This is a genomic window from Thiohalocapsa sp. ML1, from assembly GCF_001469165.1.
GTDB lineage: Bacteria > Pseudomonadota > Gammaproteobacteria > Chromatiales > Chromatiaceae > Thiohalocapsa.
Genome location: NZ_JABX01000029.1, coordinates 1 through 22458 on the forward strand (window position 1 = coordinate 1; position 22458 = coordinate 22458).

Sequence of the window (22458 nt, forward strand, 5' to 3'; positions counted from 1 at the left end):
TTGATCCGTGAATGCCATGAAGATGGAGGCGAGATGCCGAGTGCGTCAGTGCCGGAGACGGCTAAACAAGCATACGATCCTCATGATCCACAGACGTGGACGTGGGTGGAGCCATCGGTGTGGAGCGAGCGGATGTTGGCGGCCTTGGGTCTTCGGGGTCAAAGGAGGCAAGTATCGGCGCTGGCCGAATGCCTTCTTCGCTCACCACGGGCTGTTCACCATGACCGCAGCCCATGCCCGGGCGCGCCAATCCCGATGAGGAACCAACCGACCGGAGAGCCGTGTGCGGGAGAACCGCACGCACGGTTCGGAGGGAGGGGAGGCGCAAGCCTCCCCTACCCCTATCCAGTCGGCGCCGGCGCGGTCTCGAGCCCGCTTGTCGGGCATACCTCAGTCTGAGAGTTTGCAGATGAGTCAAGTGTACGACGACACCTGGGGGAAGGGCCGAGGGCCGCGGGCCGAGGGAGCCATCCTCGGCCCTCGGCCCTACAGCCGCCGCGCTCCGTAGCAGCCCCCGCGCGCTGGTCGGAGTGATGATCAAGGCCGAACAGCCGATACTTGAACCGGTGACGGCATGGCGGCAAGGGCTCCGGTAGTTCCCAGATAACAATCTCGACGATGGAGCCATCGTCGCGAATCTCCTCGGCACGGACGGGCAACGCTGCGGTCATCGGCCAAGCTTGGCAGGGTGCACCTTGCGGTCCATCAGCGCCGGCCAAGCGCCCTCCCAGCAGCAGCGATGATCGAAGCCGCGCAGCACGCGGTGCTCGGCGCCTGGCTGCTGTGCCGCCACGGGTGCCGAGATCCACGGCGGTACCTGGCGGTCGTCGCCGCCGGCTAGGTGCAGTTGTGCGATGTGCGCGGGCAGCGGCGGGGCGCTCGCCGGGTCGAGTGATGCACTGAGCGGGGTGTGGCCGTGGAGCGTGGTCCAGCGCGCCAGGTCCAGGTTCGCGGCGACGGTGACGACGCGCTCGACGTTATCGAGTCGCGCGGCGAGCAGCATTGCGAGCACGCCGCCGCCGCTGTAGCCGATCAGCACCAGCGGGCGCTCCGGCCCCGCGAGCCGGCGCAGTGCGGCGGCCATGCTCGCCACCACGGGCTCGCCATAGCGGCCGGTGGTCCAGAGCCTGGGCGAGCAGCCGGGGGCCGCCGCCTCGCCGTGGTAGCAGGGGCGGCTGACATAAACGGCGGGCGCTGGGTCGCGGAGCATGAGCCGCAGCGCCAGCGGGTTGCGCGGGGTCGGGTCGGCGCTGATCCGTGTCGGCGTGCGAAAGGGCAGGCCGTCGCCTTCCAGGTAGACGTGCAGCGGCAGACGCGCGTCGTCGGCCGCGGCGTTGCGATAAGTGCGATGGCGAAAGGCCTGGCCGTCCACCCAGCCGGCGGTGAGCCCGCCGGTTGCCGCGAGGGCATCAGGCTCCGGCGGCGGCGAGGCGCAGCCGAACAGCAGGAGGGCGAGGGCGAGGGCGGGGAGGCGGCGGTGAGCAGGAGACACAAGCCGGCTTGGGCAAGGCCGAGGGAGCCCTCCTCGGCCCTCGGCCCTTGGCCCTTGATTCACCTGCGGCACAACATCGGGTTCCGTCGCCGGCGACCGGGGCGCTCCGCAGCGCTCAGAGCCCTACGACCACGGCGGTCACGTTGTCCCGCCCGCCATGCGCGCAGGCCTGGCGCACCAGCTCCGGTGCGCTGCGGGCGGGCTCGGCGCTGCCGAGCACGGTGGCCATGGCCTCGGGCGTCAGCTCGCGGTAGAGCCCGTCGCTGCAGAGCAGGTAGCGATCGCCCGGTTGCAGGCGCAGCAGGCCGTAGTCCACCTTGAGGTCCGCCTCGCTGCCGACGGCGCGCAGCAGCACGTTGGCGGCCGGGTGGCTCTCGGCGAGCTCGGGGGCTAGGAGCCCCTCGTCGATCAGCATCTGCACCTGGCTGTGGTCCGTGGTGAGGCAGGTGAGCTGGCCGGCGCGCAGCCGGTAGACTCGGCTGTCGCCGGTCCAGAGCACGGCAGCGTGCTCGCGCACGGCCACCAACGCCGCGACGGTGCTGCCGATCAGGTCCGCCTGCATGGCGGCGGCATGCTCCAGCAGCTCGTCGTTCACACGGCGCAGCGTGCCGATGATGGCGCGGGCGCGCCGCCCGAGCAGCGGCGCGTGCGGCAGCGCCGCCAGCGCGTCGACGATGGCGCGGCTCGCATGCGCGCCGTCGGTGTGCCCGCCCATGCCGTCGGCGACCACCCAGAGGCCGAGCGCGGGGCGGTCCAGGAAGGCGTCCTGGTTGATGCTGCGTACGCGGCCCTGATCCGTGGCGCCGGCGGAGGTCCAGCGCGGCGCGCCGCCCGGCTCGCCGCCGGGGCGAGCGCCGCCGCGGTTGCCGCCGCCGAATCTGCCCGAGAGGATCATCCGGCCGCGCCCGTCACACCGCACCCAGCCGGGTCCAGCCGCCGGCCTCCCAGTGGCCGCCGAGCATGGCGACATAGGCCTCCGGTGCCGGCAGCCCCTGGCAGGTGAGGAGGCTGCTCGACACCTGCTCGGAGCCCGTGCTCCACCACAGGCTGTAGGACAAGAACACGTCCTCCAGCGCCCGGTGCAGCAGCCGCGAGCAGGCGCCGTCGAGCGCGTCGTCGGCAACCCCGAGCTCCCAGGCGTCCGGCCGGCCGGTATCGGCGCCGACGGCGGCGTGCTCCACCAGCCGCACCGGCGGCGCCGGCAGTTGCAGCAGGCCGGTGTCGAAGGCGTTGAGGTCGAAGCCGTCGGCGAGCGTGGACAGCGCGAGCGCCTCCAACTGCCCGAACCAGTCCGTCGCCCCCAGCAGCGCGAAGCAGTCCGCGTGCGCCGGCGCGCTGCGGGCCAGGGTCAGCGGAAAGTAGCGCCCGACCCGATCCACGCTCGGCATCATGACGCCAGCCCAGGCCATGCGCCCGGCGATGCCCGGGGCGAGCACGAAGCGCCATAGCGGGCTCACCAGATAGGTATCGAGCCAATCGTCGCCGAGCCTGGCGCGGCTCTCGGCAAGGCCTTGCGTGAGCCAGTGATCCCACGGCTGCACGAACTGCGCCGGCAGCCTACGCGCGACGAAGTCGCCGAGCGTCGGCAGCTTGCCGAAGAAGCCGGCGGCGGCCTCGCCGGGGCGTCCGATCTGTGTCGCGTTGTCGGGGGTCATAGGCGTTCCGGGCAGCGGAAGCTTCGCAGTGCGTCGAGTCGGAAGGGATTCCTCACGCTCGCGGCGCGCAGCTCCAGCCGGGCCCACATGCCGCCCTGCTTGAACCTGAGCCGGTACAGCTCCTCTTGGCCGGTGGCGCTGAGCTCGGCGCCGTCGAGCAGCCGAAACCAGGCCCAGGCACCGTTCTTGGTCTCGCCGACCTCGTTGCCGCCGACGCCGGTGAAGGCGATGCGGGCGCGCCCGACGCCCTCCGGCGACGGCCACTGCAGGTTCTGCGGTTTCGGCGGCCCGTGCTCGTAGGTCAGCACCTGGCCGCCGATGTCGAGCGCGAAGCGCAGCGCCTTGGGGTCCATGCTGTCCGCGGTCAGCGTAAAGGCGGCGCCGGGGGCCTTGCCGCCGTCGGCGAAGAAGGCCTCGCGGATCTGCGCCGCGCGCTGGAGCTCCGTCAACACGCTGTCCGGGATGCCGATGCCGGCGCCGGCGGCATTCCAGCGCCACTTGGCACCTGAAGTATCCACGAACGGGGCGAGCTGGGTCTTGAAGAAACCGTCGAGCAGGCCCTCCGGCCCGAACAGCCGGCCGAAGTCGTGCAGCGTGGTGTCGCGATTGCTGCCGCGGTTGAACGGGTAGCGCTCGCCGATGGCCGGGCGGCAGAAGGGCAGTATGTCCGCGTTCCAGCGCTTGTTGATCTCGGCGCGCTGGCCGCCGGCGATGAGCGTGGCGCTGTCCTGCGCCAGGCCGCCGACCACCTTCGCGAGCACCGGCGGCATCTGCGTGGCCGCCTGCTGGAGGTCTTGCAGTTGCGAGCCCTCGCCCGCGGCGAGGATGCCCTGGCCGCTGCGCAGGGCGCTGTCGATGGCCTCCAGGCGCGTCTGCAACTGGCCGAGCTGCTGCTGCACGCGCTCGATGGGCGGCTGCTGGCCGGCCTCGGCGCGCACCAGGTCGCGGAGCCAGCGGAAGCGGTCGCTGACATAGGTCTCCGGCAGCTCGCCGTCGGCGCCGTCGCGGCGGGCATCGTCGACGGCGGCTTGGCGCAGCCGCTGCCCCGCGTAGCTCATGCGTCGGTCCAGCGCCTCGGTGGCCAGCGCCCGGGCCGTGTCGGCGACGCTGCTGCCGCTGCTGCCGCTGCCGTCGGTGCTCGCCGCCGTCGCGTCCGCAGACGCCTCTGGAAAGCGATCCAGCTCGGTCTGGTCGGCGGCGGCCGTCAGCAACCGCCGCAGCGGCGAGCCCTTGGGCTCGGCGAGCACCCGGGCAACGCTGGCCGCGTGCTGGATGTCGCGGGCGGAGACGACGTCGATGTCCTCCAGCAGCGCGGTCCACTGCTCGGCGTAGTCCACCAGGTAGCGCTCGCGCACCCGCTCCAGCAGCGCGTCCGCCTCGGCGCTGTCCGGTGCCACGTCGGCCTGGGGGCCGAGGATCCAGCCGGACGCCGCCGCGTCCTCGATCAGCTCTGCCACGGTGGCGTCGAAGTCGCGGTGATAGCCCGCGTAGGTGTAGAGCGCCGGGATGCCCGTGCCGATGGACAGGCCGCTCGGGCGGGTGAGCACCAAGGAGGCCTGGTCGCCGGCGGCGTCGGGGATGTTGAAGTCCGGCAGGTCCTCGCCGAAGCCCCGGTACTTGAGGCGCTCGTAGATGCGATCCGACAGGGAGCCCTTGTTCAGGATGTCGCGGGCCTGCTCGATGAGCGCGCCGTCGAGCGCCAGCGGCAGCGGCACCGGCGGCGCCGCGAGCAGCGCCTGCAGATGACCGGCGAGGGCCTCGCGCTGCGCGCTGGTGGTCTCGCGCGGCAACTGCTCCAGCCAGTCCGCGGTGACCCAGGCGCGCACGTCCTCGGGCACATAGCGCTCGGGCTCGCCCAGCATCAGGTATACGCGAAGTACCTCGTAGAGGGACTCCGGGTCCCCTCCACCGGCGCGTATCTGGTCCTCCAGCCGCAAGATTACGCGCGGCAGGAGCACCTTGTGCAGCATCCGCCGGTAGGCGCGGTTGGCCTGGGAGCCGAGCTTGTCGCCCTGGTAGAGCCCGAGCCCCATCGACACGGGCACCGGCGCGTCGCGCTCGCCGTAGCCGCGCGGGATGTCGCGCACCGCATCCAGGAGCGGCAGCACATCGAGCGGGTCGCGGTCGTTCGGCGACAGGGCGTCGATCTGCCGGTCAATGACGAGCAGGCTGTCGTCGACGTCGGCGATGTAGGCGCGATTGGTGCTCCAACTGACGGTCCAGGCGCCGAGGCCGAGCAGCGTCACCAGTGCCAGGCCCGCGAAGGCCGAGCGCCGCAACCACAGCCGGCGGCGCTGCAGCCTTGGGTCGAGCCCGGCGACCGCGGCCTCCGCGAACACCACGTCGCGCAGCAGGCGGGTGACGAAGAAGCTCTTGGCGCTGCCTTGGAAGGGCCGCGGACCCGTGCCGCCGACGCCGAAGTTGGCCGCGATGGCGCCGAGCACGCGGTCGATGGGTGTGCCCATCTGCGTCGCGCTGGTGAAGTAGACGCCGCGCACCAGGGGCTTGCGGTCGAAGCGGCTCGGCGCCAGCGCGTCGGCGAGGAAGTGCTCGATGCGCTCCTCCAGCAGCGCGAACTGGCGCGGAAAGCTGAACACCAGGCGCCGCTTGCCGAGGTCGCGCTCCTGCTGCATGCGCCCGAGCAGGCGCTGGTCCAGGCGCTCCACCAGCGCGCGGTACTCGGCGCTGAGCCCGGCCAGCGGCTCCTTGGCGTCGTCGGCGGGGTCGAAGGGCAGCGTGAAGCCCCAGACCTGATGGCGCTCCTCCTGGCCCATGTCGGCGAAGAACTCGGTGAAGCCCGCGATCAGGTCCCCCTTCGTGAACAGCACGTAGATGGGGCAGCGCAGATTCAGCTCCGTGTAGAGCTCCTGCACCCGAGCACGCACGGCCCGCGCATGCGCGTCGCGCTCGGCATCCGACTGCTGGATCAGGTCCGCCAGGCTCAAGGCCACCAGCACGCCGTTGATGGGCCGGCGCGGGCGGTATTTCTTGAGCATGCCGAGGAAGCCGCCCCAGGCGGCGCTGTCCACCTCGGCGTAGCTATCCTGCGTGGTGTAGCGCCCGGCGGTGTCGAGCAGCACGGCCTCGTCGGTGAACCACCAGTCGCAGTTGCGGGTGCCGCCGGTGCCCTCGATGGCGTTCTTGCCGAACTGGTCCGCGAGCGGGAACCGCAGCCCCGAGTTGACCAGCGCCGTGGTCTTGCCGCAGCCGGGCGGGCCGATGATCAGGTACCAGGGCAACTGATACAGCCACTGGCCGCCTAGGCGTCGGCGCATGTCGCCGCGCTTGAGCACCGCGAGCGCGTCCTGGAAGCGCTTGCGCATGGTCGCGAGCTCTTCCGCCGAGGCCGCCCCGGCGGCGTCGATGCCCGCCTCGCCGTCGCCAGCGAGCTGATCGACGAGTTTGCGGTTGCGCGCGCGGGCACGCAGCAGCGACACGATCTGCACGATGGCCCAGAGCGCGAGCAGCACGCCGATGACGACGAACCGCACGGAGACGGAGCCGAGCGGCACGCTGCCGGCGATGCCGATCAGCGGGCCGACGAACCAGATCAGGAGCGCCAGTGCGGTGACGCCGACCAGCGACAGGAACCAGCCTTTGCCGAGGAATGCGAACCAACCCTTCATGGCCGTGCGCGCCCCCTGCCGGCGTCGAGGAGCATGATCTCGACGCGCCGGTTGCGGGCGTCGCGTGGGTTCTCGGGCACCAGCGGCTCCGTGGCGGCGACGCCTTCGGTGGTGAAGCGTCCCGCGTCGCCCGCGACCTCCGCCAAGAGCTTGGTGACGGACTCGGCCCGCGCCTGCGACAGCGCAAAGTTGTCCGGGAAGCGCAGCGTGCGGATCGGCGCGCTGTCGGAATGGCCGGTGACGAGCACGGGCCCCGGGATGCGGTTCAGCGCGTCGCCGACGCGGCGCACCAGCACGACGAAGTCCGGCATGAGCTGATCGGAGGCGGACGCGAACATCGCGCTGCCGCCGAGCAGCACCGTCTCGCCGCGTGGGCGGTCCTCGACGCTGAGGCGCCCGGCCGAGATGTCGGCGGCCAACAGCTCCGTCAGCGTCGGCGGCGGCGGTGGGGCATCCGCCGGCGGCGGCTCCGGCGGCGGGCGGAGGATCGGCTCGACGCTGCGCTTCGGCATCGGCGTCAGGCGCTGATCGAGCGCCGCCAACGACAGGAACACGGGCTCGGAGTTGCGGCTCAGCGCAAAGGTGTAGAACGCGAACAGCCCGAGGAGCAACAGCCCCGCAAGCCCCGCGAATACCCACAGCGGCAGTTGGTCCAGCAGGGGGTCGCGCAGCGCCGTGACGCCGCGCCAGTGCGGCGAGAGCTCGGGCTCCGGGTCCTGGCGCTGGGCGCGGATGGTCTGGTAGAGGTGCTCGCGGATCTGCTCCAGTTGCTCGCGCCCGCCGTCGCGGATGCGGTACTTGCCCTCGAAGCCCATGGCCAGGCACAGATACATGAGCTCCAGGAGGTGCAGGTTGCCGGCCGGGTAGGCCAGCAGCTTATCCAGCGCGCCGTAGAACTTCTCGCCGCCCCAGGTCTCGCGGTGGAAGCTGACCAGGAGCCCGCGCGAGGCCCAGATGCTCTGGCTGCCCCAGGGGGTGTCGAGCACCGACTCGTCCAGCAGCGCGCACAGCATGTAGCGGGCAGGCAGCACCACCTGATCTGCCAGGCCCCGGCTGCGGGCGCACTGCTCGAACCCGCGCACTTGGCCGATGAGCCGCTCCAGCAGGCCGTTCGGGTCCGGATGGCTCGCGCTGCCGCGCAGTTGCCCCGCGACGGTGAAGAGCCCCGTCGCACAGGCCACCAGCGGGTTGTCGGCGAGCGCGCCGGGCAGGGCCGTGAGCGGCGCGGCACCGGGGGGCGGCATGGTCGGCCCGGCCGGCGCTGTCTGCTGCGCGGGCTGCGCGGGCCGGGCCGGAGCCGCCCGGCGTTGCCCCGGCGTCGGCCGGATGACGGTTGCGCCCGGGTCGTTCTGCGTCAGAAAGGGGTTGTCTTCGTCGGTCACGGCCTATTCCCGAATGGCCCAGAGCTCCAGTTGGAGCCCCGGAAAGTCACCGCCCACGTGCAGCCCGAAGCCGCCGCCGGTGGCGGTCTGTCGCCACAGATCACTGCCGCGGTCGAGCTCGAAGTAGTCGAAACCCGCGTGGTACGGAATCTCCAGCGGTGGTGTCGGCAGCGGGCGCAAGGCCACACCCTGCAGCGCGAGCTTGACCAGCTCCTGGATCTTGTCGATGGGGCCGATCTTGACCTGGGTCGGAAAGCGGTTGCGCAGCACCTGGGAGGCCACCTGCGCTTGGCCGGCGAGCACGAAGCGCGCGCTCGCGAACAGCGACGGGTCCGACACCAGCGCGATGCGAAAGCCGTACTTGCGCTCCTGGATCGGGATGGCCACCGCGCGCTCGACGGTCTCGCGGCTGAGATAATCCCGCAGCCGCTCGATGATGGGCAGAAAGCTCGCCTGCAGGTCGTCGTGGCGGTAGGGCGGGAATTCCGGCGCGCGCTTGGCATCGGCGGAAAAGGTGGCTAGCTCCCCGGCCAGCGACGCCAGGGCGCGGTACAACAGCTCCGGGTGCAGGCCCTGGATGCGGGTCCAGTGCACGATGACGGGCTCGGCGCGATTGATGAGCTGCAGCAGCAGGAAATCCGCCCAGTCGGACACGCCGCCGCGGCCGACGCCGCGCACCCGCGCCGCGCGCGCCTCGCCCTGGCGATGCAGCAGGCCGTGCAGCTCCTCGATGAAGTCCCGCAGCAGGTCCGAGGCCGCGATGTCGAGCACCGGCGGGATGTAGCGCTGGTCCAGCGTCACCTTGCGGTCCGCGCGACAGTCCTGCACGCGGGCGATGCCGCAGCAGGCAAAGCCGTCGCGCACGTCGCGCTCGCGGCTGAGGCGTAGCTCCAGGCGGCCGACGTTCATCAGCGCCTCGAGGCCGCCGCCGTCGGTGTTGTCGCGGATGGTCTCTTCGCCGGCCCGATAGCGCAGCGCGGCATCGGTGCTGTCGGCGCCGCCGCTCTGCACCGCGCCTGGGCGGGCGAGCGGCAGCGCCAGATAAATGAGCTGGCCGGAGTCGTCCTCCACCAGGTCCAGCGCCTCCGGCAGCGGGTCCGAGGCCGGGCAGTCGAAGGCGGTGCCGTCGGGCAGGATGCCGGCGCAGTCGGTGATGGCGAACTTGCCGAGATCCAGCAATTCGCGGTCCAGGGTGAGTCGCCGCAGGCCCCAGGGGAAGGCGGCCCGCAGCGCGGTCTGCGCGTGGATCTGTGCCTCGATCCAGCGGTCGTGCTGCTGGAAGTGCTGGGGCTGCAGGAACATCCCCTCCGACCAGAGCACGCGGTTGTCCAATGCCATGGGCCTGTAATCCCCGCTGTCAGAGGGTTTCGATGCGGATGTCGTTCGCGCCGATGGTCACGGACACCTGGTTGTCCGTGTCCGCCGCCAGCGGCACCACGCGCCGCCATTGGGCGTTGTCGATGTCGCGGAAGGCGCCCATGACGCCGATGTAGCGGGCATCGGGGCTCAATTGCTTGTTGATGCTGTGGGACTGCCCGGGCGCGAGCGTCATCTGCTCGCGCGCCACCAGGGCGTCGGCGAGCACGGCGGCGTCGTTCTCGTAGAGCGAGAAGAAATCCGCGCCGCTGAAGCCGCCGCTGGCCTTGAGCTCGTACACGCGAACCACGATAGGCAGGCTGCCGTTGGCGTTGCCGGCGCTCTTGACGGTTACGCCGAGCTTTGCCGGCGGCTTCGGCGGTGGTGGCGGCGGTGCCGCCGGGATCTCGATCTTCGGCGGCTTGCCGCCGCAGCCGGCTGCGGCGAGCGCCACGCCGCAGGCGGCGGCGCAGGCCGCGCGGAGGAAGTGCCGCCGCGCAGGGGTGGGTCGGGTCGGGCTCGGTGGCTGCGTCATGTGTCGATCCTTCTTCGGGGGCGGTGCGGAAACTGGGCAGATGCGGGCAATGGCGGTACGGCAGCGCGGCGCGGGGCAGACCGGCGGCGCGACGTGGCGGGTTGCGCCGTCAACGCTCGCGCTCGCGGCGGGCGCGCGCCAGCAGCGCTGTCTGCTCGTCGTAGGCGCGGGAGAAGGCCGCGCCGAAGACGGTCATGAAGTCCTCGGACGCGGCGGCGGCGATCTTGGCGTGGCGCTCGCCGAGCAGATCCCAGCAACGCGCCTTACGCATCATGGGCACGAGCTTCTCCAGGCCCTTGTCGGTGAGCTCCGCCTCCAGCGCCTGCGGCGCGAAGCGGCCCAGCAGCTCGTCGAGCGCCGAGCGCAGTCCGGCGATCATGGCCATCTCGTGCGCCTGGATGTCCTCGAAGCCCTGCTTGACGGCCTCCTGCGCCGGTAGGAAGCCGGGCGTCTCTCGGAGCAGGAGGCGCTCCAGCGCGTCCTCGACCGTCACCGAGAACTTGAGCGGGTTGTTCTCGGCGGCGCGGATGGTGGTCACGCCCAAGCGCATCTCGCTCTTGAATTGGGTGCGGGCGAGGAGCGTTGTGCTGAGCCCGGCCACCATGCTGCGCAGCAGGGCGCCGGCGCTGCGCAGCAGCGCGTCTGGGTCCTGGATCTGCGCCGCGTCGCCGGCGCCAAGCCCGGCGAGGAAGGCCTGTAGCGCCGCGCGCTCGGCCGCCGCGGCCGGTGGTGGTGGGGCGCGGCGCCCGGGCTCGGGGCGGGGTGCCGGGCGTGCCGGCGGCGCGGCCTCGGGGGGTGGCTCAGGCGGCGGCTCCGGCGCTGTCGGCGGCGCGACCGGCGCGGTCGGTGGCTCTGTCGCCGGCGCGGGCCGCGGCGCGGGTGCCATGGGCGGCGCCGTTGCAAAGGGGTCGAAGTCGGCGAAGTCTGGCTCCAGGGCACCGAAGGGCGGCGCTGTCGCCGAGGGGTGAACGTCGGCGAAGTCCGGCTCCGGGGCACCGAAGGGCGGCGCTGTCGCCGCGGGGTCGACGTCGGCGAAGTCGGGCTCAGGCCCCGGGGCCGCGAACGGCGGCGCCCAGTCGGGCTCCTTGATCGGCGGCGGCGTGGCCGTTGACTGCTGCGCTGTTGCCGGACCCGCGCCGCCGGCGCCGCTGTCGGCGAGCAGGTCGTAGTCGTCCGGGATGGGCGCCGCCGACGGGGCCTGGAAAAAGACCTGCTCTAGCGGCGTGGGCACTGGCGCGGCACCGCGGCCGGCGTCCGGGTCGGTCAGCAGGTCGTCGAGGCTGCCGGGCGACTCGGCGAAGCGGTCCGCCGCGCGCTCCAGGCGGTCCATGCGCGCCTGACTGCCGGGCGGCTGGTCGCCGCCGCCGAGCAAATCCAGGATATCGGCCTCGGCGCCGGGCTGGGTCAGGCCGGGCAGGGCGTCGTCGAAGGCCTGCGGCTCCAGCAGCGGCGCCTGGCCGGGTGAGTCGATGCCCCAGCCCGGCGGGGTGGCCGGCGCGTCGGCGGGCGGCGCGTCCGCGGGGCCAAAGCCCGGCAGCGGGGGCGGCAGATCCGGTTCGGGCTCCGCCGTCGGCGGCTCGGCACTGATGCGCACGGCGATGGCGTAGGGGCCGATGAGGAGCTGATCGCCGTCCTGCAGCGGCGTCGGCTGATGGCGGGGCAACGGGTCCGGCGCGTCGTTCAAGCAGGTGCCGTTGGTGCTGAAATCGGTGAGCACGAAGCCGTCGCCACTCGCCGTCACCTGCGCATGCAGCCCGGAGACCATGCGATCGGGGTCCTCCAGCACCAAGTCGTTGTCGGGGTTGCGCCCGAGCCGGCGGCTGCCCTCGTGCAGCGGCAGCGTGAGGGACAGCGGCGCCCGTGGCGGCTGGCCGGAGACGGCGATGACATCGAGCGTGAGATGCATGGCGACAGGGTTTGGGTGTCCGGGTGACGGCCTGAGCCAGGGTTGACCGCGGCGCGAGGCGGTCCGGCAAGCCTCGGAGTATAGCGAAACTCCCCATCAGGGCACGCGCAAGGCAAAGCACACCAGCGATTCCAAAGTTGCCCTAACCCGCCTGCGGCCGCGCCTTGCTGGGAGACTGCGTGCCTGGCGCGGGCGCGAGCGCTTGGAAAAGGCCGTGTCCGATCGTTGTCGTTGTCGTTGTCGTAATCGTCTGGCGCAGATCTCGACAACGACCACGATGACGACAACGACAACGAGGGCAACCGGTCTCGGGCCTTCCGCAGCGAAACACTAGTGCACCACTGCGGAAGTTGCGATGCCGTTCCCGGGTACGCCGACTTTAGTCGGCCCCTGGGGAAGGCGGACTTCAGTCCGCCGAGGCACGGAATCGAATGGTCTCGGGATTTCCGCAACGAAGCACTAGCCGGGCACGCACCGCGCGTTCGCACCGAAATGGCCGTCGCATTCTGGCGGGTAGGCCAGGGATTCGTCGGGAACGCCGAGAGGGCCGGGGCGCCGACTGAAGTCGGCGATCCAGGCGGGGCCTCGCCTCCGGCGGGCCACGGGCCGCAACCACGGCGGCCCCGCTGCATTACCATGCCGGCACACGTCGACAGCGACCTGCGATGCCGACAGGATGCAGAGACAGCCATGCGCCCGGATTCCGGCTTGATGACGCAACAGAGCCAACCCGCGCCGAGGCCGGCGGCGGCCCTCGCCGCCGGCCTCGGCCTGCTCGCCTGGGTGGCGCTCGCGGCAGGCCCTTTGGCCGCGGCGGACACGGCAGGCGACCCGGCCGAGGCGGCGACCGAGGCAGCGGCGGCCCCGGCGGCCTCGGATGCCGAGCTGCTGGCCGCGGCGCTCGCGCTGCGGGCGGCGCAGCCCGCGCTGTTCAAGGATGCCGAAGGCGTGCTGGTGCTGGAGGCACTGCCGGACACCCAAGCGGCCGCGGCCGGGCTGCGCCGCGGCGACATCCTGCTGCGCTATGCCGGCGCGGCGCTCGACACCCCCGACGGGCTGATCTCGGCGACCCAACAGGCACCGGCCGGCACGCCGGTGGTGCTGGAGCTGCTGCGCGACGGCGCGCCCCACCGGGTGGAGCTGGCGCCGGGGCCGATTGGCGTGCGCATCGCCGCGGTGGCCGAGGCGGACCCGGCCGCCGATGCCGACGCGCTCTACACCCAGCCGGTGCTGGTGATCGACCCCGGCATGCATACCGCGCCGATCAAGCGCGCCGATGTGGACGCGGCCGGCCGGCTGGCCGTGACCGGCTCCGAGGACAAGACCGTTCGGCTCTGGGCGCTGGACGGCGGCCCGGGCGGGCCGCTGTCCGAGCCGCTGGCCACCTGGCGGCTGCCGGCCGGGCCGGGTGATGTCGGCAAGGTCTTCGCGGTGGCGATGGCGCCGGAGGGGGACCTGATCGCGGTCGGGGGATGGACGCGCTGGACGGAGGCTGATCCACAACAACAGATCTACCTCTTCACCCGCGACGGCCGGCTCGCGAAGCGCATCGACGGCCTGCCCAGCGTCCTCAACCACCTCACCTTCTCGCCGGACGGCCGCTGGCTGGCGGCCGGGCTCGGTGGCGCCAACGGCATCCGCGTCTATGACCGCCGGTTGGACTGGGCCGAGGCGGCGCGCGATACCGAATACGGCGGCCAGGTCTATGGCCTCGCCTTCGCCGCGGACGGCCGGCTCGCGACCACCAGCTACGACGGTCAGGTCCGGCTCTACGACGCCCGGTTTGGCCGCGATCTTCGGCCCTTCGCCCGGCAGCCGATGACCGCCGGCGAGCGACCCGCTCTCATCGCCTTCCACCCGGACGGCGACCGGCTGGCGGTCGGCTTTGAAGACAGACCCGCGGTGGTGCTGCTGGACGGGCGGACGCTGGCGCCGCCGGCGCGCCAGCCCGGGCTGGCCGGCGTGGACAAAGGCAATCTGCCAATCGTCGCCTGGTCCCGCGACGGCGCTACGCTGTACGCGGCGGGGGGCTACGACATAGACGGGCGGAACCCGATCCTCGCCTGGTCCGACGCCGGCACCGGCCCGCGGCGCGTGCACCATCGCGGGCCGCTGACCATCGTGATGTCGCTGTGCCCGCTGGCCGACGGCGGGCTGCTGGTGGCGGCGGCCGATCCCTCCCTGGCCGTGCTCGGCGCCGAGCCGGCGGTGCGCCCGTCGCCGCTGCTCGATCCGCGCGGGCAGCGCCACAACCTCGCGGTCTCCGCCGACGGCGCCCAAGTGGACTTCGGCTTCGAGGCATGGGGCACCGAGGACCGCCATCGCTTCGACCTCGCCGGGCTCATCGACCCGGCGGCACCGGCGCTGGCCCCGCTGCCGGCGGCCGACGGGCACACCCGGCCCCCGCGCCAGACCGGCCTGCCCGTCGCCGATTGGATCAACAACACGCGCCCGACGCTGGCCGGCACGCCGCTGCCGCTTCAGAGCTACGAGGCCGCCCGCAGCCTGGCCATCCACCCGGACGGTCAGCGCTTCGTGCTCGGCACCGACTGGTCGCTGCGGGCCTTCGACGCGGCGGGCGTGCCGCTCTGGCGCCGCGCCGTGCCCGGTGCGGCCTGGGCCGTCAACATCAGCGGCGACGGCCGGCTGGTGGTGGCGGCCTATGCCGACGGCACCATCCGCTGGCAGCGTATGGACGACGGCCGGGAGCTGCTGGCCCTGTTGCCGATGGCGGACCGCAGGAACTGGGTCGCCTGGACGCCGGAGGGCATCTATGCCGCCACGCCGGGCGCCCAGGGGGTGCTGCGCTGGCATGTGAACCGGGGCTGGGACCGGCTCGCCGAGGCCGTCCCGGTGTCCGAGATCCCGGAGCAGCGCCGCCCGGAGGTGCTGCCGCTGGTGTTGCAGGAGCAGGACGTGGTCACCGCGCTGGGGCTCGCGGAGCTGGCCAAGATCCGCGGTGCCATCGCCCGGCGGCTGCCGAGCGATGTGGCGCCCGGTGCCTGGCTGCATGTGCTCGCCATCGGCGTCGGCGACTACGATGCCGACACCGCCGCACACCTGCGCCTGGAGTTTGCCGACGACGACGCCCACGACCTGGCCGCGGCGCTGGTCAACACCCAGGGCACACTGTACGCCGCGGTCAAGCCGCAACTGCTGCGCAACCAAGAGGCCACCGGCGCGGGCGTGCTGCGCGCGCTGGACGGCCTGAAGGCGCAGATGCAGCCGGGCCGCGATGACCTGGCCGTGATCCACTTCTCCGGCCACGCCGCGCTGGTGGACGGCCGGCTCTTTCTGCTGCCCCACGACACCGACGCCACCGACAAGGTCGGCATCAAGCGCAGCGGCATCGAGGTGGCAAGCCTGCGGGCCGATCTGGCGGCACTGGCCGAGCGCGGCCGGGTGCTGGTGCTGCTGGACGCCTGCCATTCCGGCGGGGCCACCGAAGGGGCGCTTGATCTCGGCGTCGATGCGGCCCTGCTGCGCGGTGCGCTGGCGATGGGCAATGTCACGGTGCTGACCTCCTCCGCCGGCACGGAGACCTCCCGCGAAGACCCACGCTGGCGCAACGGCGCCTTCACCGAGGCCCTGCTGGAGGCCCTGGGCCGCGCCGCCGACACCGACAAGAACGGCCTCGTCAGCATGGACGAGCTGACCGGCTACCTGACCCGCCGCGTGCCCCAGCTCACCGACGGCCGGCAGACGCCTGGGGTGGAGATGCGCTTCACCCGGACCGTATTCGCGGCGGGGCTGTAGGCCGTGCTTGCAGGATGGGTAGAGCGCAGCGAAACCCATCCTCCGCAGCCGGGGCGCGGAGCGCCGGGAGGGCCGCGACACCGCTGGAGCGGTGTCGCGAGGACATCCTTCCGTGATGGTAACGACGCTCCAACGTCGTTACCCGTTGGTGATTTGGTGATGGTAACGACGCTCCAGCGTCGTTTACCCGTCCCCGGCCGCTCCAGCGGCACGTCCCGCGGGGATTGGCGCAAAGACCGGGCGCCGGAGCGCCCGGCGGATGCGTGACGGCGCCGGCGCGCCGTCACGATCAAGCCCCATCATGGCCCTCCGAGCCCCATCATTGCCCCTCGGAGCTTGGACGATGCTGCTCGGAGCGCGGACGATGCCCCGCAAAGACCCATCATTCCCTCCCGGAGCCCCATCCAATGCGCACCGGAATCCTGATCGCAATCACCGGCCTGCTCCTGCTGCCGCTCGCCGCGGCGGCCGCCGAGCCGCGGCCCATCGAGACTTGGCAGGACGCCATCAGGCAACTGAGCGGCGAGCGCGAGAAGGCCGAGACCTGCATCGCGCGGCTGCGCGCGCACGGCGATGCCTATCGCATGGCCCAGGGCGAGCAGCACTATGCCGCCGCCAAGGCGCACATGGACCTGGCCCGCGGCGTGCTGCAGCAGGCGCTGGCGGGCGGGACCGCCAAGACCGGCAGCGGCGCGCCGGCGCTGCCGACCGGCGAGGGTCTTGGTCAGGCCCACACCCGGAACCCGGATCGAGCCCCGGACCAGGCCCCGGATCAGGTGTTGGCGCAGGCCATCGCGGACGCCATCGAAGGCCGCCTCAAGCTCTGCGCGCTGCTGGACGACAGCGTGCCGGACGCCGGCGGCGAGAAGGGCCTGCTCGCGCAGGTGATGGAGCCGACCCAAGTCCCCACCCAAGCCGCGGCGCGGCTGCTGCTCGCCGAGCGCACCGCCGCGCCGCTGCAACGCATGACCATCGACACCCAGCTCGCGGCCCTGGCCTGGGCGGCGCCCGCGGCGCTGCCGATGGTCAACGAGACCACCGACGACGATGCCGTCTACCCGGTCTGGTTCGGCACCAACCGCCGGCCGGACCCCGAGCACCCGGGCCGCTTCACCGACGGGCGCAATGACCGGATCACCTACGGCCGCGCCGAGGTCTTCATCCCGGCCGCGCACCGCTTCGGCGAGACCGGCAACCCGCTCTGGCAGCGCCTGCTGCGCTTTGAGCTGCGCGACGACCGGCTTCGGCTTCAGGCCGTCGCGGCGCAGGACCAAGCCGCTTGGCTGGCGGAGATCCAGGCGACCCTGGCGGCGGCCAGGGCCGACGGCGAGCCGTCCCATGCGCTGGTCTTCCTGCACGGCTACAACGTGAGCTTCGCGGACGCCGCGATCCAGGCCGCGCAGATCGGCTTCGATCTCAAGGTGCCGGGGGCCACCGCGTTCTTCAGTTGGCCGTCCAAGGGCAAGCTCGCGGGCTATGCCGCCGACGAGGACACGATCGAGGCCAGCGAGGCCGCGATCACCGAGTTCCTGGTCACGGCCGCGAGCCGGCTCGGCGCCGACCGCGTGCACCTGGTGGCCCACAGCATGGGCAACCGCGGCCTGCTGCGGGCCTTGCAGCGCATCGCGGCGGACGCCGAGACCCGCGGCAAGGTGAGATTCGGCCAAATCTTCCTGGCCGCGCCGGACCTGGGGCGGGACCTGTTCCTGGACCTCGCGGCGCTGTATCCGGCCTACTCGGCGCGCACCACGCTGTATGCCTCCGACGGCGACCTTGCGCTGTTGTCGTCGCGCGTACTGCATGCCGCCCCGCGCGCCGGCTACTTCGAGCCCTACACCGTCGCCCCCGGCATCGACACCGTCGCCGTGCCCGACTTCAACCTGGACGTGCTCGGCCACGGCTATTTCGCGCAGGCCGACGCGCTGCTCGGCGACCTCCGCACCCTGATGCTGCACGACACGCCGCCCGCGCAGCGCATGAGGCTCACGCCCGCGAACGACGGCGGCCAGCGCTTCTGGCGGATGCGGCGCTGAGGCCGCGCCGGGCGCAACGCCCGGCGCGCATTCTCCGGCGACGGCTTGCAGCCGACACGCAGAGCTCCTCGCCGCCCGCGCGGCATCGCCATCGCTGCCACCGCGCGCTCGCCCCCAACTCGCCCCTGCCGGCGGCGGCCGCCGTCTTGGAGCGTGACCCGACCGACTCCCGAGCGCATCTGCCGAGGTCCCCGCGCCCGCGCCCGCCCCGGCGCTGAACGCTCGCCCCGAGCCCCAGCACGCCAGCGACTCTGCTAAAGTGCCGACTATCGCTGGTTTGAGGGCATCCTGCGACAAATTCGTGCGCAGGACTGCTCAAAGACCTCCCCCACCGCCATTTCTCGCCGATGCTGATCGAATTCCGAGTCGAGAACCATCGCTCCATCCGCGACGAGCAGGCGTTGACGCTGGAGGCAGCAGGCCCTGCCGGCGGCGACGACTCGAGGCCGCGCCAAGTCGCCGGATTCAAGAAGCCGCTATTGCCTGCCGCAGCGCTGTACGGCGCAAATGCGAGCGGCAAGAGCAATGTGCTGTCCGCGTTGGTTTTCATGCGCGATGCGGTCATGAATTCGCATCGGGCGTGGCCTCCGGAAGGCGGGCTCCCCCGAGACCCATTCGCTTGGGGAGCGAGGGCGACCGAGCCCTCTCTGTACGAAGCAACATTTGTCTTTGACGGCGTGCGATACCGCTACGGCTTTGTTGCCGATGACGAGCAATTTCTGGAGGAGTGGCTCTACGCTTGGCCAGAATCCCGTAAGCAAATGTGGTTCGAGCGTGATGGTCAGGACTTCAAGTATGGAGTCTATCTGACCGGCGAGAATCGAACCGTTGCGCAGGTGACGCGGGCTAATGCCCTGTTCCTTTCGTCCGCGGCCCAACTGCGGCATCCGCAGCTTGGCAAAGTCTATAGCTGGTTTAGCCGAATTCGCTCAGTAATGCCTTCAAGGCGCGGCTATGGCTTCGTGCGCGGCGGCCGCAGCGCATTCTATGACCCAATGATGCAGCGCATCTTGGAGGCCCAGCATCGGGGCGGTAACCAACTGTCGCTGTTCGATGATGCTGTCGATGCAGACCCCGAAGTCATCGAATTTCTCGGCCTTTTGCGTGCCGCCGACGTTGGCATCGAAGACCTTCGCGTGCAGGAGGCGGAAGACGACGCCTCGCCTGCCGCGCGATTCCGCGGGGTATCACGACGCCGCGTATTCTTTCGCCACGGCAGCGAGGATGATGGAGCTTGGTTGCCGCTGGACGAAGAGTCACATGGAACCCAAACCCTCTATCGCCTTGGGCCAAGGCTGCTTGGTGCACTCAAGCTGGGAAGCCTGATGCTTGTAGACGAAATCGAATCCGGCATGCACCCCGCGCTCGCGGTCGAGATCGTTCGCCAATTCAACGACCCTCGCACCAATCCCCGCAACGCCCAGATCCTGTTCACCAGCCACGACACCCACCTGCTCGGCAACCTGCTCGGCGAGCCGGCCCTGCGTCGCGATCAGGTCTGGCTGACCGAAAAGGATGCGGAAGGCGCGACCTGCCTCTATCCGCTGACCGACTACAAGCCACGCCCGGCGGAGAATTTGGAGCGCGGCTATTTGCAGGGCCGCTACGGCGCAATCCCCTTTCTCGGCGACCTGATCGCACCCACCGAGCCGCCTGCCGATGACGAATAGACGCCGGGAGCGACAGCGGCGCCCGGCACGACGTGCTGCGCGCAAGGACCCCAAGCGTCGGCTCCTGCTGGTTTGCGAGGGCGAAGTGACTGAGCCGCAGTATTTCCGCGGCTTCGAGCGTTGGGCGCGGAACAACACCGTGGAGATCGATATCGCCGACGAGCATGGCGTGCCGCTGACGCTGGTCCGGCGCGCCGAGAAGCGCAAGCAAGAGGCCGACAACGCCGCCGACAAGGAAGCCGACAGCTTTCTCCGCTACGACGAGGTTTGGTGCGTCTTCGACGTGGACGCGCATCCACATCTGAACGAGGCCCGGCAACTGGCCCGATCACGCGGCATCGCCCTGGCTGTCTCCAATCCCTGCTTCGAGCTGTGGCTGCTGCTGCACTTTCGCGAGAACCCGGGTGCGCGACAGCGGCATGACGTTCAGCGTCTATTGCGCGAGCACATCGCCGGCTATTGCAAGCATCTGCCGTTCGACGTGCTGAAGCCCGGCATCGCCGATGCGGAGAATCGCGCAATGCGGCTGCACGATGATGCGGAACGGGAAGGGGAGAGCGGACGCAATCCGAGCACCGATGTGTTTCGGCTCACCGGCTCGATTCGCGGCGAAGCCCGATAGATGCCCGTGCTGGCGCGGTCGGCTCCGGGCGTTGTCCGGTCGAGACGATCCAGCCGCGCGCTCATTGATCCTTGATCCAGCGCCTTCCATGGCGCCGGCGATCAAGTGAAGCGCCGGGTCTCGCCGCGGCCCACCACGTTCTCGACGCAGCGCCCGCACAGATCTGGGTGCTCGGCGTTGCTGCCGACATCGTGTCGGTGGAGCCAGCAGCGCACGCACTCGGGGTGCGCGCTGACGCCGACGTGCACGGTGACGCTGGGGAGGTCGGTATCGATGGAGTCCTTGGGGCGGGCCTCGATCGGGTGCACCCGCACCGCGGAGGTCCGTTGGCTACGGCATCCTCGCCTACGGTTTCGCCCGCGCCAGATGCCCGGACTGCGGGCACGATGCCGCTCAAGCCCCCAGGCAGCGGCTACGCACGAGCGCGATCAGGGCATCGGTGTCCTCGCAGCGGTTCAGGCTGTCCGCGTCGATGCAGACGTCGGCGCTGCCGTCGGTGACGCGGAGCACGGCGGGCAGCGCGACGTTGATGCCGGGGTAACGGCGACGGAGCTCGTCGCGGTGCAGGAAGGTGCAGGGCACATCGAGCCCGGCAATGAAGTCCCGCCAGGCGCGCCGCTCCGTCAACCAGCCGTAGGTCACCTTGCAGAGATTGCATGCATAGGTCGCGGGCGACAGGACCTTGTGCGCGGCGTCGGCGACGACGTTGAACAGCCCGCTGTCGGCGTTGTAGACGAAAAGGAGCCCCGTCGGCTCCGAGGGGGGGCTGCTCATCGGCTCGCCTCCGCAGGGGTTCGGAGCGGCCCCGGAGTCGGCTCCAGCGGCAGGCGCAGCAGCCGGAGCGGGCGCTGCCAGTCGTCGCCGGCGTAGGCGCCGATGCCGAAGCGGATCTGTGCGGGGTCCGCGCGCAGCCGGAAGGAGCCGAACAGCCGGTCCCAGAACGAGAACACCGTGCCGTAGTTGGAGTTGGTCTCCGCCGGGACGTCCGAGTGGTGCACCCGGTGCATGGACGGCGGCACGATGATGGCGCGCAGCCGCGCATCCAGCCACCCGGGCACGTCGATGTTGCTGTGGTGGAACAGGATAACCAGCACCATCAGCGACTTGTATAGCACCAGCATGCCGAGGGACATGCCGAGCGCGAGCAGGACCAGGCAGTTTGCGAGGGCCGAGAGCAGGATCTCGCCGGGGTGAAAACGCAACGCCGTGGTGCTGTCCATGGCCGGGTCCGTGTGGTGCACGCGGTGCAGGCGCCAGAGCAGCGGCAACTCGTGGTTCAGGCGGTGCCAGGCGTACATCCACAGATCGAACAGAACGAAGGTCAGCAGCGCACAGCCGGCCCAGCCGAGGCCGAGGCCATGACACAGGCCGATGCCGGACGCCGCCGAGAGCTCGGTCGCGAGCACCAGCAGCGGCGCGGTGAGGGCGCCGACGACGGCGCTCGCGGCCGCGAGCCCCAGGTTGCGCGCGCCGTGGCGCAGCCGGCGCCCGCCGGGCCGGGCAGGGAGCCAGCCCTCCAGCGCGAACAGCGCGCCGAGCGCGAGGAGGCCGATGATGGTGTCAATGCTCATAAGGAATCCTGTACTTGAGACAGTGTCTGGTCTGGGCCGTCGCCGCGTTCCGTCGGCGGTGGACTGGTTCTCGTCGGCTGTTGCTGCCGTGTGCTGGCGCGCTCATAGGCGGCGGCGAGCCGCCACGGCGAGGCGCCGGCAAAGAACCGGAGCATCGCCCAAAGGTTGCGCATCTGCTGCCGCAGCACGCCGCCGCGGACGTAGCGCGTCGCCGATGTCGTGACGCTGGCGGGGAGCTTGCGGATGCGCCCGAGCGGCCGGCCGTGGCGGCGCACGCGCCGGGCGAGCTCCACGTCCTCGAACAAGGGCCAGTCCGGAAAGCCGCCGACGGCGTCGAACAGCGTGCGGCGCAGCACGTAAGCCTGGTCGCCGAAGGTCGTCCAGCGAGTGTCGAAGCGCGTCCACCAGCCGTACAGCGCAAGCAGCGGATGGCGGTGGTCGAAGCGGAGCCGAAAGCAGGCCATGCCCAGATGGGCGTCGGCGAAGGCGGCCCTGAGGCCGCGCGCGGCGGATTCCGGCAGCAGCGTGTCGTCGTGCAGAAACAGCAACAGCGGCGCCGTGGTGGCGCGCGCCCCGGCGTTGCACTGCGTGCCGCGCCCGCGCGGTGCACCGAGCACGCGCCAGTGGGCGGGAGCGGGCGTGCAGGCCAGGGGCGGTTCGGCGTCGTGCGGCTGCACCAGCACCAGCTCCGCGGGCCGCAGCACGGCATCGACCCGCGCCGCGTGGGTGCACACCGCGGCGTCCACGCGCCGGGTCGGGATCACCACCGCCATCGGCAGGGTCGGCCTGGGGCGGGCCGTGTCGTCGGCGAGCCTGTCAAGCATGGCGGGGGAACCGGCGCATGGGCCTGTTCG

16 protein-coding genes are annotated in these 22458 nt (G+C 71.4%); 4 read left to right on the forward strand and 12 right to left on the reverse strand.

The genetic code is table 11. The features are described from left to right. Positions 1 to 667: 667 nt before the first annotated feature. The 8 genes from ML01_RS17400 to tagH all read right to left on the reverse strand — a co-directional run bounded on the left by ML01_RS17400 (position 668) and on the right by tagH (position 11952). A complete protein-coding gene (locus tag ML01_RS17400) occupies positions 668 to 1492 on the reverse strand; it encodes an alpha/beta fold hydrolase (protein ID WP_058556674.1) in 825 nt (274 codons plus the stop codon). A 115-nt stretch (positions 1493 to 1607) separates the two neighbouring features. Then, entirely contained in the window at positions 1608 to 2387 is a 780-nt protein-coding gene (locus ML01_RS17405) for a PP2C family serine/threonine-protein phosphatase (RefSeq protein WP_058556675.1), read from the reverse strand. A gap of 13 nt (positions 2388 to 2400) precedes the next feature. Further along, positions 2401 to 3147 carry a type VI secretion system-associated protein TagF gene (tagF, locus tag ML01_RS17410; protein WP_058556676.1) on the reverse strand — a complete coding sequence of 249 codons (747 nt, stop codon included), beginning with the start codon at positions 3145 to 3147 and terminating at the stop codon, positions 2401 to 2403. Next, entirely contained in the window at positions 3144 to 6773 is a 3630-nt protein-coding gene (tssM, locus tag ML01_RS17415) for a type VI secretion system membrane subunit TssM (protein WP_058556677.1), read from the reverse strand. The genes tagF and tssM overlap by 4 nt, the downstream gene beginning before the upstream one ends. Further along, entirely contained in the window at positions 6770 to 8155 is a 1386-nt protein-coding gene (gene icmH / locus ML01_RS17420) for a type IVB secretion system protein IcmH/DotU (RefSeq protein ID WP_058556678.1), read from the reverse strand. Before icmH ends, tssM begins: the two co-directional genes overlap by 4 nt. Positions 8156 to 8158: 3 nt before the next feature. Next, the gene (gene tssK / locus ML01_RS17425; protein ID WP_058556679.1) at positions 8159 to 9493 is read right to left on the reverse strand and encodes a type VI secretion system baseplate subunit TssK; all 1335 of its coding nucleotides are present in this window, start codon (positions 9491 to 9493) and stop codon (positions 8159 to 8161) included. Between the two features lie 19 nt (positions 9494 to 9512). Continuing rightward, on the reverse strand, positions 9513 to 10046 hold the full coding sequence (gene tssJ, locus ML01_RS17430; RefSeq protein WP_058556680.1) for a type VI secretion system lipoprotein TssJ: 534 nt from the start codon (positions 10044 to 10046) through the stop codon (positions 9513 to 9515). A 109-nt stretch (positions 10047 to 10155) separates the two neighbouring features. Beyond that, on the reverse strand, positions 10156 to 11952 hold the full coding sequence (gene tagH / locus ML01_RS17435; protein WP_058556681.1) for a type VI secretion system-associated FHA domain protein TagH: 1797 nt from the start codon (positions 11950 to 11952) through the stop codon (positions 10156 to 10158). A 711-nt stretch (positions 11953 to 12663) separates the two neighbouring features. Here tagH and ML01_RS17440 point away from each other — a divergent pair. The 4 genes from ML01_RS17440 (at position 12664) to ML01_RS17455 (ending at position 20033) form a co-directional block, all read left to right on the forward strand. Beyond that, positions 12664 to 15708 carry a caspase family protein gene (locus tag ML01_RS17440; RefSeq protein ID WP_162268043.1) on the forward strand — a complete coding sequence of 1015 codons (3045 nt, stop codon included), beginning with the start codon at positions 12664 to 12666 and terminating at the stop codon, positions 15706 to 15708. Positions 15709 to 16115: 407 nt separating this feature from the next. Continuing rightward, positions 16116 to 17741 carry an alpha/beta hydrolase gene (locus tag ML01_RS17445; protein WP_058556683.1) on the forward strand — a complete coding sequence of 542 codons (1626 nt, stop codon included), beginning with the start codon at positions 16116 to 16118 and terminating at the stop codon, positions 17739 to 17741. A gap of 347 nt (positions 17742 to 18088) precedes the next feature. Beyond that, positions 18089 to 19411 (forward strand): ATP/GTP-binding protein, encoded by a 1323-nt coding sequence (locus ML01_RS17450; RefSeq protein WP_058556684.1) that lies wholly within the window; start codon positions 18089 to 18091, stop codon positions 19409 to 19411. Beyond that, positions 19401 to 20033: an RloB family protein gene (locus tag ML01_RS17455; RefSeq protein WP_058556685.1), complete on the forward strand. Its 633-nt coding sequence runs from the start codon at positions 19401 to 19403 to the stop codon at positions 20031 to 20033. The genes ML01_RS17450 and ML01_RS17455 overlap by 11 nt, the downstream gene beginning before the upstream one ends. Positions 20034 to 20134: 101 nt before the next feature. Here the strand turns inward: ML01_RS17455 and ML01_RS17460 are convergent, their stop codons facing one another. The 4 genes from ML01_RS17460 to ML01_RS17475 form a co-directional block, all read right to left on the reverse strand. Then, positions 20135 to 20347, reverse strand: a complete 213-nt coding sequence (locus ML01_RS17460; RefSeq protein ID WP_058556686.1) for a zinc finger domain-containing protein — start codon at positions 20345 to 20347, stop codon at positions 20135 to 20137. A gap of 79 nt (positions 20348 to 20426) precedes the next feature. Beyond that, positions 20427 to 20807, reverse strand: coding sequence for a hypothetical protein (locus ML01_RS17465; RefSeq protein ID WP_058556687.1), 381 nt, complete (start codon positions 20805 to 20807; stop codon positions 20427 to 20429). Beyond that, a complete protein-coding gene (locus ML01_RS17470; RefSeq protein WP_058556688.1) occupies positions 20804 to 21604 on the reverse strand; it encodes a sterol desaturase family protein in 801 nt (266 codons plus the stop codon). The genes ML01_RS17465 and ML01_RS17470 overlap by 4 nt, the downstream gene beginning before the upstream one ends. Then, entirely contained in the window at positions 21601 to 22428 is an 828-nt protein-coding gene (locus ML01_RS17475) for a glycosyltransferase family 2 protein (protein ID WP_216819216.1), read from the reverse strand. Before ML01_RS17475 ends, ML01_RS17470 begins: the two co-directional genes overlap by 4 nt. Between the last annotated feature and the right edge of the window lie 30 nt (positions 22429 to 22458).

Excerpts from the sequence above, each read along its gene's own strand:
- tagF (WP_058556676.1), bottom strand. The coding sequence starts at position 3,147 with ATGACCCCCGACAACGCGACACAGATCGGACGCCCCGGCGAGGCCGCC.
- ML01_RS17445 (WP_058556683.1), top strand. The coding sequence starts at position 16,116 with ATGCGCACCGGAATCCTGATCGCAATCACCGGCCTGCTCCTGCTGCCG.
- tagH (WP_058556681.1), bottom strand. The coding sequence starts at position 11,952 with ATGCATCTCACGCTCGATGTCATCGCCGTCTCCGGCCAGCCGCCACGG.
- ML01_RS17450 (WP_058556684.1), top strand. The coding sequence starts at position 18,089 with ATGCTGATCGAATTCCGAGTCGAGAACCATCGCTCCATCCGCGACGAG.
- tssM (WP_058556677.1), bottom strand. The coding sequence starts at position 6,773 with ATGAAGGGTTGGTTCGCATTCCTCGGCAAAGGCTGGTTCCTGTCGCTG.
- ML01_RS17470 (WP_058556688.1), bottom strand. The coding sequence starts at position 21,604 with ATGAGCATTGACACCATCATCGGCCTCCTCGCGCTCGGCGCGCTGTTC.
- ML01_RS17405 (WP_058556675.1), bottom strand. The coding sequence starts at position 2,387 with ATGATCCTCTCGGGCAGATTCGGCGGCGGCAACCGCGGCGGCGCTCGC.
- ML01_RS17465 (WP_058556687.1), bottom strand. The coding sequence starts at position 20,807 with ATGAGCAGCCCCCCCTCGGAGCCGACGGGGCTCCTTTTCGTCTACAAC.
- ML01_RS17475 (WP_216819216.1), bottom strand. The coding sequence starts at position 22,428 with ATGCTTGACAGGCTCGCCGACGACACGGCCCGCCCCAGGCCGACCCTG.
- ML01_RS17455 (WP_058556685.1), top strand. The coding sequence starts at position 19,401 with ATGACGAATAGACGCCGGGAGCGACAGCGGCGCCCGGCACGACGTGCT.
- ML01_RS17440 (WP_162268043.1), top strand. The coding sequence starts at position 12,664 with ATGACGCAACAGAGCCAACCCGCGCCGAGGCCGGCGGCGGCCCTCGCC.
- tssK (WP_058556679.1), bottom strand. The coding sequence starts at position 9,493 with ATGGCATTGGACAACCGCGTGCTCTGGTCGGAGGGGATGTTCCTGCAG.
- tssJ (WP_058556680.1), bottom strand. The coding sequence starts at position 10,046 with ATGACGCAGCCACCGAGCCCGACCCGACCCACCCCTGCGCGGCGGCAC.